General features: G+C 54.4%; 8 protein-coding genes. 3 read left to right on the top strand and 5 right to left on the bottom strand.

The features are described 5' to 3' along the window. Positions 1 to 29: 29 nt before the first annotated feature. Both hisS and J3U88_RS02845 read right to left on the bottom strand, forming a co-directional pair. Entirely contained in the window at positions 30 to 1,391 is a 1,362-nt protein-coding gene (gene hisS / locus J3U88_RS02850) for a histidine--tRNA ligase (RefSeq protein WP_207856619.1), read from the bottom strand. A 73-nt stretch (positions 1,392 to 1,464) separates the two neighbouring features. Next, positions 1,465 to 2,151, bottom strand: a complete 687-nt coding sequence (locus J3U88_RS02845) for an ATP-binding cassette domain-containing protein (protein WP_207856618.1) — start codon at positions 2,149 to 2,151, stop codon at positions 1,465 to 1,467. Between the two features lie 145 nt (positions 2,152 to 2,296). On the opposite strand from J3U88_RS02845, the gene J3U88_RS02840 reads away from it, so the two are divergent. From J3U88_RS02840 to J3U88_RS02830, 3 genes are all read left to right on the top strand, one after another. Continuing rightward, on the top strand, positions 2,297 to 2,689 hold the full coding sequence (locus J3U88_RS02840) for a translation initiation factor (protein ID WP_207856617.1): 393 nt from the start codon (positions 2,297 to 2,299) through the stop codon (positions 2,687 to 2,689). A 188-nt stretch (positions 2,690 to 2,877) separates the two neighbouring features. Continuing rightward, entirely contained in the window at positions 2,878 to 4,272 is a 1,395-nt protein-coding gene (locus J3U88_RS02835) for an MATE family efflux transporter (RefSeq protein ID WP_207856616.1), read from the top strand. Next, positions 4,272 to 4,547: a DUF1905 domain-containing protein gene (locus tag J3U88_RS02830; RefSeq protein WP_207856615.1), complete on the top strand. Its 276-nt coding sequence runs from the start codon at positions 4,272 to 4,274 to the stop codon at positions 4,545 to 4,547. Before J3U88_RS02835 ends, J3U88_RS02830 begins: the two co-directional genes overlap by 1 nt. Positions 4,548 to 4,859: 312 nt before the next feature. Here the strand turns inward: J3U88_RS02830 and J3U88_RS02825 are convergent, their stop codons facing one another. From J3U88_RS02825 to J3U88_RS02815, 3 genes are all read right to left on the bottom strand, one after another. Then, positions 4,860 to 5,243, bottom strand: a complete 384-nt coding sequence (locus J3U88_RS02825; protein WP_207856614.1) for a hypothetical protein — start codon at positions 5,241 to 5,243, stop codon at positions 4,860 to 4,862. Between the two features lie 888 nt (positions 5,244 to 6,131). Further along, positions 6,132 to 6,794 carry a hypothetical protein gene (locus tag J3U88_RS34140; protein ID WP_243435759.1) on the bottom strand — a complete coding sequence of 221 codons (663 nt, stop codon included), beginning with the start codon at positions 6,792 to 6,794 and terminating at the stop codon, positions 6,132 to 6,134. Between the two features lie 223 nt (positions 6,795 to 7,017). Beyond that, positions 7,018 to 12,333 (bottom strand): RHS repeat domain-containing protein, encoded by a 5,316-nt coding sequence (locus tag J3U88_RS02815; RefSeq protein ID WP_207856613.1) that lies wholly within the window; start codon positions 12,331 to 12,333, stop codon positions 7,018 to 7,020. Positions 12,334 to 12,813: the final 480 nt, after the last annotated feature.

Here is a 12,813-nt window from a genome sequence, read left to right as displayed (position 1 = left end):
TGTGCTAAAAAAAGGGCTAATTCAAACCGTTAGCCGTCGATCAAAGCTTGCAGGCGTGCCACCAGTTGGTCGCGGGGAATCTCGAGTTGCTCGCCCTTCGTCAAATCTTTGACCGTCACGTAACCCTCGGCTTTTTCTTTTTCACCCATGATCAGGGTGAAACGAATCCCGGAGCGATCCGCGAACTTGAGCTGTTTCTGGAACTTGCCACCCTCAACCATCAGTTGGGTATTGATCCCGCCGGCACGCAAGGCGGCGGTGATCTGCAGGTAGTCTTCCTGGAGCGAGGGGTCCATCTGGGTCACCAGCACCTTGACCGAGTTTTGCCCGAGGTTCACCAAGCCCGCGTCCATCAGCTGGAAAAACAGGCGGGTGGCGCCGATGGAGATACCGACACCCGGCAGCTTGGATTTGGTGTAGTAACCGGCCAAATTCTCGTAACGGCCGCCGGAACACACGCTGCCCAGCTTGGGGTGGTCGTCGAGCAGGGTTTCGTAAACGGTACCGGTGTAGTAATCCAGACCGCGCGCGATGGCAAGGTTGATGTTGACGTAATCCTCGGGCACATCCAGTTGTTCCAATTGGGTGATGACCTGGGTCAATTCATTTAAACCCACCAACCATTGTTCCTGCTCAATACCCAGTTCACGCAAGGCGGCCAAGGTCTCGCGGTTGGTGCGCCCCTCGCCGCTGCCAACGAAATTCATCAGTTGGTCAACGGTATCTTGCGCCAGAGAGAAGGGTTCGGCCAGCAGCGTCTCGACGACTTTGCCGCGACCGCGTTTGTCGAGTTTGTCGACCTCGCGCAGCACCAGCATTTGCTGTTGGGCGTCTTCAATCCCGAGGTGCGCGAAAAAACCGGCCAAGAGTTTGCGGTTGTTCATGTGGATGGTGAACTTGCCGAAATCCAGTTCGCGGAACAAGGTGTAAATGGCGGCGGGAATCTCGGCGTCGTAGTAGAGGTCGAGTTTGTCTTTGCCGATGACATCGATGTCGCACTGGTAAAACTCGCGGAAACGACCGCGCTGGGCGCTTTCACCGCGGTACACGCGCTGAATCTGGTACCGGCGAAAGGGGAAAATCAACTTGCGTTCGTGTTCGGCGACATAACGCGCGAGCGGCACGGTCAGGTCAAAACGCATCGCCAGCTCGGGTTGGCGCTCCTGTTGCAACGCGCCGGTCGATTGCGCAAAGTAAACCTGGCGCTCGGTTTCACCGCCGCTTTTGGTGAGCAGCACCTTGGTGTATTCCATCACGGGGGTTTCGACGGGCAGAAACCCAAAACGTTCGTAGGTTCGACGAATTGTGTCGAGCATGTTCTGGAAGGCAATTTGTTCCAGGGGCAGCAATTCCATGACGCCCGGCATTGTTTTCGGCTTAATCAAATCCATGCAAGAACCATCCTATGCAGTATCGCGTTCGAACCGATGATGATAGACCGGAGCGACCCGGTTTTCAAGAGGGTCAACCCACGGGCGCAACCGGCTCGAGGCGGCCGTCGACGAGGCGCATGCACTGCTGCATGCGCGCGGCCAGCGCTTCGCTGTGGGTGACCACGATCAGGATGTTGTTGGCCTCGCGGTGCAGTTCCAGCAGCAGGTCGCCCGCCTGTTGTGCGGTTTCGCCGTCGAGGTTACCGGTTGGTTCGTCGGCCAGCAGGAGCGGCGGGTTCATGATCTGGGCACGGGCCAAGGCGGTGCGCTGGCGTTCGCCTCCCGACAGTTTTTCGGGGCGGTAGTCGAGGCGGTGCCCCAAACCGACGCGGTCCAACAGGGATTTGGCGCGCGCCAAGAAGGTGTCGTTGACGTTGCCGAAGGCCAGCACGGGCAGCAACACGTTTTCCATAACGCTGTACTGGGGCAACAGGTGGTGGTCCTGAAAAACAAAACCCACCGCGTTGTTGCGGAACCGCGCCAGATCGGGTTCGTCAAGGCTGAACGGGTCGCGACCGGAGAGTTCCAAGGCGCCTTGATCGGGCGTGTCGAGGGTGCCGATGATGTTGAGCAAGGTACTTTTGCCGGAACCGGACGGACCGATCACGGCCAAGGAATCACCGCCGCTCAGGGACAAGTTCAAATCGCACAGCACCGGTTTGTCGGCGGATTCAAAGGTTTTGTGAATCGCGCGCACCTCAAGCTTGGCTTCAACCACGGGTCTCCTCCCCTGTTTGGTTTTTTCGGGATTCTAACCTAGCCCCGAGGCGACCGCGACAAGAAAGCGCGCGGTGATTCCCTGCTTGACGGGTGGAAAGCCGCCTCTTAGGCTAGGACAAGCATTTGAAAAGCGGGGTTGATCCATGGCGAAAAAGAAAAAAAAGGACGACGGGAAACTGGATTTTTCGGGGATGGATGAACTAAAACACAATCCCTTCGCCGCGCTCGGCCAAAGCTTGGGTGTGTCGCCCGAGGCAACCCCAAAGGACGCGGCAACCACGGCAGCCGCGTCGGCCAAAAAAGAACCGGAACGGGCCACTTTGTTGGTGCGTATGGAAAAACGGGCCAAGGGCAAGCAGGTCACCTGTGTGTACCACCTGGAACGGGATCACCAAAAAATGCTGAAACAACTGAAGGCGCAACTGGGCACCGGCGGTACCTTGCAGGACGACACGCTGGAAATTCGCGGTGATTTTCGCGAAAAAATCGGCAACTTTTTTCGCGAGAAAGGGTACAAAGTTCGTCTGGGGAACTGATTCGCGACGGATGCAGCGGCTTTTTTCTTTTTTCCCAATATGGGAAGATCCTTGGTTCAACGCGTGTTCTTGTTTGGACGTTATGGTTATACCTCCATTTAGAACTTAGGACCGGCCGCATCGCAACCGAAACACTTATTGATTAGGACCTGTCCACAAACGTCACCTTTTATCGCCAAGGGAGCCCTATGAGCCGTAGCTTCGACTCGATGTTAACCGAGGGGCCGGTTAGCACCCACCTGATCAAAATGACCGTGCCCATGGCCCTGGCGCTTTCAGCCACGATGGCGTTTAACCTGGCCGATACCTATTTCGTCGGCCAACTCGGCGACGCCCAACTCACCGCCCTTTCCTTCACCTTCCCACCGATTATGTTGTTGATCTCGCTCACCATCGGCATCGGCGCGGGCACCTCCTCGGTGATCGCACGCGCCATCGGCGAACGCAACGAACGCAAGGTGCGCCACCTCACCACCGACAGCCTGTTGCTCTCCACGCTGCTTTCGCTTTTTTTCACTGCCCTCGGTCTGTTCACCCTCGAGCCCGTGTTTCGCATGTTGGGCGCCGACGATACCACCATGCCCTACATTAAAGAGTTCATGATCATTTGGTATCTGGGTTTTATCACGGTGATGGTGCCGATGGTCGGCATGGCGGCCCTGCGCGCCACCGGCGACGTCAAAACACCCGCCACCATCATGGTGGGCGTGGCCATCGCCAACATGTTCCTCGACCCGCTGCTGATCTTCGGACTCGGCCCAATCCCCGCGCTGGGCATTGAAGGCGCGGCCCTGGCCACGCTGATCACCCGCGGGGTTTCCCTGATTTGGGTGTTTTACCTGCTCAGCGCCAAACACCACATGTTGCGCCACAGCCTGCCCTCCCTGGGCGACGTGGCGGCCAACTGGCGCGCCATCCTGCACGTGGGCCTCCCGGCCTCGGCCACCAACATGATCATCCCGCTTTGTATCAGCGTGGCGGTCGCCCTGCTGGCCACCCACGGCAACGATGCGGTTGCGGCGCACGGTGTCGCCTCGCGCGTCGAGTCCATGTCGCTGGTGATTTTTTATGCGATGTCCGCCATTATCGGCCCATTTGTCGGCCAGAATTTTGGCGCCGGCCGCTTCGACCGCATCCGAGAATCGCTGATCGGGAGTTTCCTGTTTTGCTTGGGTTTCACCGTGCTGCTGGCGTTGGCCCTCGGGTTCGGCGCCGATTGGACGGCTCGCCGTTTTACCGAGGACGAGGCCATCATCCACTGGGTCGTGGTGTACCTCACGCTGGTGCCGCTTTCCTACGGCTGTCACGGCATCATCATGGTGGCCAACGCGGCCTTTAACGCGCTCGGCCGCCCCTTCCCCGCCACCGTCATTTCCACGATGCGCATGGTGGTGGTCTACACGCCGGCGATCCTGATCGGCAGCAAGTTCTTCGGGGTCACCGGGATTTTTGTAGCAACCACCATCGCCAATGTCAGCGTGAGCATCGTGGCCTGGCTATGGGTGGTGTACTTCCTACGCCGGCGCCAAGAGGACAACCCCGAACCCACGGCGCCGACCGACACGGTCCCCGAGGCGGGTTAGTGAACCCGTCCAACCAGCCATTTGAAGCGGAACTCTTCCGTTATCCGGGCAAAGGCGGCTGGACCTTCGCGCCGGTACCCGACAGCCATTCGCCGCCGGTGACCCACGGCTGGGGGCGCACGCCGGTAACGGCGACGGTCGACGGCAAAAGCTGGGAAACCAGCGTGTGGCGCGACAAATCGGGGCAAACCCTGCTGCCGGTCCCCAAAAAAATACGCGGCAACAAAGGCGACGGCGACAGGGTCACCGTCAGCCTAAAATTACGCATGAGATGAACCCATCTTTTAAAGGCGGTCAACCGAATCAAGACATTGTCGAGAGAAAATCGATCCGATTTTTCTCCGACAGGAAGCAAGACGCGGGGCTAAAAGCCCCGCGTCTTGCTTGGCTGGGTCCTCCACCCCTGTGTTTTCGGGTGATGCTTTGTGTTTATGTAAATGGATGGATTAAGTAAGGAAGCCAAGACAAGCTTCTTCGTAATCCCATTTTTCTTCCAATACACCCTGGGGTTTTTTGCGCGCCGTAAAGAATCGCTCAATTTACGTGTTAGCATGTTTGTTTGGTTCGAGTCTCGGTTGTTCATTTTCTTAAAATGGAGAGCCCAGTAGTAAAGTTGAGCCAAGACGATGGATCGTATTTTGGCAGATATAATATGTTCTTTGATTGGTGGTTACTTTTTGTGAGCCCTTCTTAGCGAATCGAATTGCTTCTTTATACACTTTTTTAATTTGGCTAGATGTCTTAACGTGAGTTTCTCTCTCGTAATCCCAATAATTACCATGCAGACCAGGAAAGCCAGAGGGAAGGTAATTGCAATTTTTTTCTTGGAACTCTAAGGGGGCATACAAGTGAATAAAGGGGCCGCCACTTCTTTGCCGAATGAAATAGATAGATTTTCCGTCCTTGATGATGTTAGAAAGTTCAAGTGGCATCTCCAGCCAGCTCTCGTTTACAATAAAAAAAGCGAACACGCCTTCTTTTTGCGAATGGAAATAACTTCCTCAAGGTTATTGATTGACTCAACCTTTGGCTCGAAATAATTTAAATCAGGAACAAAGAAGCATGATTTTTTTAGAAAAAATTCAACAATGCCTCTAAAATCTTCCTCTTCGATGAAAAAATCACACTCTGCCATCTCTCTGTCCTTGTGCCAATCTTGGGAAATTTGACTTTTTGAGTCTTGTTTGCTAATTATAGACCATGGGTCTCGTTCTCGACTTTCAAGCTGTTGTATTCAGCTTCCCTTTTCTTATTTCGTTTGCTATTTGGCTTTCTCTCTGCCTCGAAAACCTTGCGTGTGTTGCCGCGTTTGTCAACGATTTGAACATCCGGTCGCCTTCGTGAATCATGACCACGAATTTTCTTTTCGGTTAGGACACGCTCTCCTAATACAGCTTCAGCTGTAGCCTTATCTTCCAGTTCACGAACCTTGTTCTGGTGTTCTGGCTTACCCTTGGATCCATATGGGCAATGCCGTTAAGTTAAAAACCAAAACGACAGGAAAATGGCCTAGCGGTTTGATTTGTAGCCAGGCGCGAAATTTCGGATCTTCACGATTTATCCGCCTGATGCTCGCCTCTTCGCCGTTCGGCCGGGGCCGCTGCCGGTAAAGGACTTCCGAAATATTTCGCTTAATCCCTTAATGAGGATGGGCCTCGGTGTGTTTCGTAAAAATAGAAGTGCTATCGTGTTTTTCATTTTTGCAAGCGCCTGCGTGAGAAAGAGTTAGTAATTGTTTAAGGTTCGGTCGTTGTAGGCATCGACATGCTCTTGCTCTTGAAGCAGGAGCGCCGAGGTTAGGGCTTCGGCGAAAATTTTGGCATGAAAGTCCTGGCGCGCGGCATCCGAGTCGAAACCGCTTATCTATTCAAATTTTCAGGCGTGCCTTTTTGACTTGAATGATTCTTCGATTTGCCATCGTTGATGGTAGAGCTCGATAAGGTCCTGTCGGCTGTATTTATATCTTTGTGTTTATCAAACGGGGCACCCAATAGTAAATTCTGACCAAGACGCTTATCCGCATTTTTGCAAACATAATACTTTCGATTTCTGGAGCGAATAAGCCTTGAGCTTTTCCTCGCGTTTTTAATTGCCGACTTGTACACTGCCTTGATTTGCTCAGGTATGTCTACAAGAATCTCTCTTTCGTAATCCCAGTAATCCTTATGCAGCCCTATAAAACCATGAGGTAACAGATTCTCTCCAGATTTCTGGAATTCAAATGGCGAAAATATATGAATGGATGGCCCACCATCACGTTGTGAAATAAAGTAAACAATCTCACTCTCTTTCTCTATTTTTATCAAATTGAGTGGCATCTTTATCCAATCTCTCCGAATAACAAAAAAAAGGGTGCACTCCCAGGAATGCCTGAAGTCTATAACCTCATGAATGCATGTTAGTTTCTTGAATTCTGGCTTTGAATAATGCATAGATGGAACTATTTCACAGCGCTGGCTGAGAAAAAAAGAAGCGATATCTTTAAAATCTGCTTCCTCCATAAAAAAATCGCACTGAGGCATATCTATCTCCATTAGAAACTTTAGTGATTTTGTTTTAACAACTTTATCGATGATGGTTCTATCCTAAGAGGCGCGATGAGAGCGAGGGGGTTTGGCTAAAAATCTGTAGCGAAACGGCTTGGGAAAAGCGGAAGTTCACCCACTAGGTTCAGTCAGCATTTTCACTTGCCTTGCAGCCCAGAGTTTTAGCCAAAACCACCGCGAGTTATCGCGCTTCTTAGGTCTATAGGCCGTGTGTTTCGTTTTCCAAACCTAAACTATCATAATCCGCTTCTCTTTTTCTATTCCTTTTGCTGTTTGGCTTGCGTTCAGCTTCAAAAACCTTCTTTGTTACGCCGTCCTTGTTAACTATTTGAACATCAGGTATTCGTCGTAAATCGTGACCTTGCAATCGCCTTTCTGTTAATACTTGATCGCCAGGCTTGATTTCTGATTCTGCCTTTAGTTCAAGTTCTCTTATCTTCTTCTGATGGTCTGGCTTGCCTTTTGAACCATATGGGTTTCTTGGGGACTTCTTTACCGTTTTGCTTGTGTCACTTGCTGTGTCCGCGGCAGAGGCGGCTTGTCGCGCATCATTCACATTGTCGGCAACTTTTGCCCCATCAGCTATTTTATCACCGGCCCGAACCGCTTTGATCGCCGCACCAGCCCCACCCGGCACAAATGGCGTTGCCGCCGCGGCCGCGTCGATAATGACCCCGCCCGCGTCAATGGTTGCGTCCAACCAGTTGCCTTCGCTTACGTTGTATACAAAGGATGCGACGCCGATGCCAATATTGGCCACATCCCAAGCCGTTTCCACCGCGTTCCCGTCAGGATCGTAGGCGTTGGCCGGGTTTTGGTACGTGTAGCTGTAGAGGTTGTAGCTGTTGGGTAGGAATGGATTGAAATCGCGCGCTTCATCGGGTTGCAGGAAACAGCCCATCCTCGGCTCGTAGTAGCGTGCCTTCATGTACACCAGGCCGGTGTTGTCCTCGTCGTGGCCGGTGAAACCGTGGGCGCCTTTGGTTTTTACTGATGAGACTGTTGGTGTTCCGTAGGGCTCGTAGAACTGAGATTCGGGTTGTTCAAGGTGCGCGTCCCAAGTAACTGCCGGGTTTCCTAAGCGATCATGGAAGCGGTAGGTTTCCTTGCGGCTCGTTTGCGTGCCTTTAGCTGAGAAGCTCGTTTCCTCGGTGTACACCGCTTTGCCGTCAAACAGGATGTACTGGCGCCGCGTTTCTAGTTGGCCTTGATTTGTCGCGGCGGTGCTGAAGTCTTCCTCGGTCAGGATGGCGCCGTTTAGGTCACGCACTGAATAGGTCACCTTGTTGGACGCGGTTTCCCATTTGGCGACCCGTTGGCCGAACGCGTCATAGAGGAAGTATTCCTCCCAATCGTCGGTCTTGGAGGCGCTCCGGCTCGTGGTTCCAGCCTGCTTCACCAATTCAAAAAAACCAGCGGCGTCGTAGTGATGTTCCGAGGCGACATTCCGTGTTAGACGCCCCACCCCGTCGTAGTCCATCCCGTCGCCGTCGTGATGGTATGGGTTTCCCTCACTGTAACTCGCTGAAAAGCTTGGCAGTTGAAGGGTATCGCCACCGACGTTTACGCTTAACCCGGATCGGGAAATCAAGTTCCCGCGTGGATCGTAGCGGTAATCAACGGTCGCCGAACCCATGCTGAGCTTCGCGAGTTGACCCAGCTCGGTGTAGTCGTAGAAAAACAAGCGCGAGCTGAACAGGTTGTCGCGCCGAATCAAATGGTCCACGAACCCGAAGGCGTTGTACTGGATGGTGGCTTCGGTAAAAAGAGCCTCGCCGGTCGAGAGGATGTCAAACAGGCGGTGGAGCCGGGGGCGACCGAGACTGTCAACCGCTTGGATCGCGAAGAAGGGTACGTTGGGATATTGGGCGAAGGATCGTGTGTTTTGCTCGAAGGTGGCCAGGTAGGCGTCGGTGGTGGTGAAGATCCGGCCGTCAAATCCATGGCGTTGGTCCAACTCGGGCGCCGCCATGGCGCGCAAGGTTTCGTTACAGCCCTTTGATTGGCAACGATCCAAATCATAGGCGGCGCTCAAGTTGTTGCCGTTGTAGGGATGAAACCGCGCCAGGTCGATGACTTGGGCGAAGTCCGGTCCTTGCGGGTGGGCCGGTCCAAAACCGTAAAACACCTCGAACGGTGAGGCATCGAATTCATAGCTGTAGCCGGTGAAGCCACCGTTGGCGTGTTTGATTGCCGACACGCGGCCAAGCGCCTCGTAATCCAGGGAAACCCGATATCGCCGTGAGCCACCCAGGTCGCGGTAAGGCACGCTGCTGAAATCGGTGTGTTCGATTTGGGGGATGAACACCTGGTATGTCTGTACCCGGTTGGCGCTGTCGAACGCGTCGTAGGTGATGGTCACCGGGTATTGGTGGTTGTTGAATTGCGTGGCCTCAATCAACCGACCCAGCGGGTCATAGGTGAACGAAGAGAGCGGCTGTAAAACACCGGGCGCTTCCAGCGTGGAACCCAACTTCTCAACCAAACGTCCGGCATCGTCGTAACGAAATACCCGCCGCATCTTTTTGTCATTGATCCCGCCGTGGTATTGCTCCTCAAGCAGGCCGTCCGCATCGTAGTCGTAATGAATCGGATGTTCGATTTCGGGATGGCTTTCAGCGACCAGGTCACCCAAGAGATTGGTGACGGTGACACGTTCCAAGGATGGGTCGTCATAAGGCCGCGTGGTGATTTCCACACCCTTGGCGTGCGGCGCATAGTCGAAAACCACCGGTTGTCCGTTGGTTTCGGCACGCACCAGGCGTGTGGCAAGATCCGTTTCACTGGTCCTGGTCACCGTGGAAACCCGCGTCGTTGGGAGTTGGGGTTCAATCGGCAGGCTGCTGTAATCTCGGGTTTGGGCCTCGGTGGTTTCGGTAACGACCGTGGCCCCGTCTGCTTTTGTTTCGTATTGGAAATCGGTCTTGAGCAACAACAGGCCGTCGCGAATGTCGTGGTGCTCGGCGTGGGTTGGTCGTCCATACACGTCAAGGTGGTAGGTCCAACGGCCGTTCTCCGCTTCCAGGGTTTCTTTGGTACCGAGTGGTGAATAGCCATGGGTTCGGGTGTAGATGTGGCTTGGCGAAGTCTGGCGCGTTTCCAGATGAACGCGGCCCCAATCATCCAGGGTCACCGTCTCAACCGGAACCCGTTCCGCGATGGTTCGCGTCGCAATCGGGAAAGGCTGATCCTCGGCCAGGCGGAGCCCTTGGCCCAATTCGTAAAAGGTCGCCACCGTGGTCGGGGTAACCCCTGGCGGCGAGAACTCGGTAATCAACGGCGCGGTCGCGGGTACCTGAACGCTGATCAAGCGAAGGTCGGCGTCGTAACCGTAGACGGTGGTGACGCCGTTGATGGTTTCGTTGGCGACGGTCCCGTCATAATCGACGGTGCGCGACATCGACTCGCCCTCGGGCAAGCTAATGCTTGAAGCCTGGCCATATTGGTAGCTGTTGTAAGTCGTCAGCCCGCTTTGTCCGAGGCGTTTGGCGGTGAGCAAACGCCCTCGATTGCTCCCTTTTTGGATGTAAATGTAGCGCTCGGTGCGATAGGTGGTGGCGTCCTGCCAATGCTCAACCTTGGTGGGGAATGGAAAATAAACGTCCTCGTAGCGGTAGGTTGTTCGATCAAGCAAGGTTTCCCGGCCAACCTCAACCAGCGTTTGTTGGTCGCGCGTGAGTAGCGCCAAGGCATATTGGTGGAGGGTGGTGTTGTGATCCCAGCCGAAATTGGCAACAAAGCGGTGGTCATAATCGAATTCACGGATCAAAGACAGGTTGCTGCCACGGGCCTGCCGGGTGATCTTGACCGGCTGGAGAAATGCCTCGCGGAAGTCGCCGGGTTGCCAGTTGCCGTCTTCGAACCAGGAATAGTCGTAATGGGTGTCGATCCATTGCCCGTCGATCTGCTGTGCGTATTGACGAACGGCGCTGACCGAGACGCTGTCGCCCCCGGCATGCGCGGCGATGCTCAGTTCCGGCGTGTAACGCCAGGATTCGTTGAGGGTCGTGTCACGGTAGGTGGTTTGCTTGGCGCGCGGACGGCCAACCAGGTACCCATCCGTGAAAACGCGGTAGTTGGTCTCAAAAAGTGGGGTGTTGATGTAGGTGGTGGTGCGCTGGAAGGCATGGGCGCCGTTCGTTTGGGTAACGGTCACGTCCAGTGCGCCTTGACCGGTTGCGCTTTGCCGTTCTTCCTCTACCGACCACTGGCGGTAATCGAAAGCGTAACGGCCGCCGCCGTGGCTGACCTCACTGACTCGGGTGAAAAACCGGTAGCGGGGCTCTAGCGTTACGCAATCATCGACGCGGCGGTTCGTGCAATCACGCGCATCCGGTTGGAGGTACTCAAAACGTTGGGTGTCGTATTGGTAGTGAACCGTGCCACCGGTTGGCAGAGTCAAGGCCGTCAGCAGCGGCTTGGGCTCACCGACGTCTTCCATGGTGAAAACCGTTTCGTAGCCCTCGGGCGTGATCACCTTGTGAAGCGTGGTGTGGGAAGTACCGCCCGCGAACACCTGGCGGTAGGCGAATCGTTTGAGCAGCTTGGTATTTTGTCCGGCTTCCAACGTGATGCGCTCAAGAAGAGCGCCCTGGTAATGGAACACCAAACTTCGGCCGTTTTCGTCCGTGACCCTCTCAATGCGGGGAAAGTCGGGGAGCGTACCGTCAGGATCGGTTCCGCCAACGTAATCAATGCGCAGCAACCGACCGCTTGGCGACCAGATCTGTGTGGGGTAAAAGGTCACACTGCTTGCATTGGCTGGATTGGTGACAAAACGTGTTGCCCGGTATTCTGTTTTTTGGCCGTTCGGGTCCGAAAGCACATAGGGGAAATGGGAAAACCCCTGCAAGCTCGTGCCATCCGAACGCCGACCGCGGCTGATCCGGCGGAGTTGGTCATCGATGAAATGGACGTCGGCTTGGTTGGGCACGCAGCCACCTGCCGTGCAGTGATCCGAGGCGCCACCGTCTTGCGGGTCCGCTTGGAAAACCGCGTCGCGGCCGAAGGTGGTGACGTTGCCGGCGGTGTCCACAAATCGCACCCGCTCCCAATCGCTCGAACCAGGGGCTCCGTAGATCGCGTTGCGCGCGATGATGAAGCCGAAATGAAGGTTCCAACCCTCGCCGAGCACGGAACCGGTGTCGGGTTCGTTCATCGGACACAGCCGAAACCCGCTTTCGTCGTTGCAGTGCTTCTGTTGGTAAGCCTTGTAAATCGGGCGAATGCTAAGCTCGGGAACACCAATCGGATCGAGGCTCACCTGAAGTTTTCCCGTGAACTCGTTGACGCTGGAATAGGGCGCGGCAATGTTGAGGCCCAGGTGATCCGCGTCGGAGGATAGAGGAATCACGCCGTCGACGGTGCCGGTGACGGCGGGATTTAGATTTTGGGTCTCACCTTGAAAGGCCAGGGTTGATTGAAGGGGGCAAACAAAAAGCAAAAGGGCTAACAGAAAACGGACGCGCGTGCATACAAAGGCACAGCGACGTTCAAAAATGAGATCGCGGGTCATAAAGACTCCTAGCAGGGATAGGAATATTCAAGTTTTGAAAAAATAGAAGGATGACACATGGCCAGGTTGCCCAAGTGACGTACAGGGGTATCTGGATCAAAACCCGCCGGTGTGTCCAAGGCTAGCGTTAGGAGGAACCGAAAAAAGAGCGAGGACTTCCAGCGGGCTGGGCTCGAATCGAGAACGTGCCTGACCGGGAAAAAGGACAAGGGCTTTTGGGGTGATTTCATTAGGAGATCGTTCTTTCCTTTGGCCGGCTCCAAATATTAAACACAAACAGAAAAAAAATAGGCTACGAAATTCACAGAAAGATCGTCGAAAGATATTTGCACACACATAAAAATATCTTTAGAACCCAATCTTAGCCAAGCTTTTCACTCGCTGCAGTTGGATTATTTTCTTCGCCTCTTTCGCGTACTAGCCGAACCATCTGCTTGGCGGCATCGCTGGTTTTTAGAGTCTCGTCGTTCAAAATACCAC

It is taken from the genome of Acanthopleuribacter pedis (genome assembly GCF_017377855.1).
GTDB classification, from domain to species: Bacteria; Acidobacteriota; Holophagae; order Acanthopleuribacterales; family Acanthopleuribacteraceae; genus Acanthopleuribacter; species Acanthopleuribacter pedis.
Note: the sequence above shows the minus strand (reverse complement) of the source record. Positions and strands in the feature narration are given on the sequence as shown.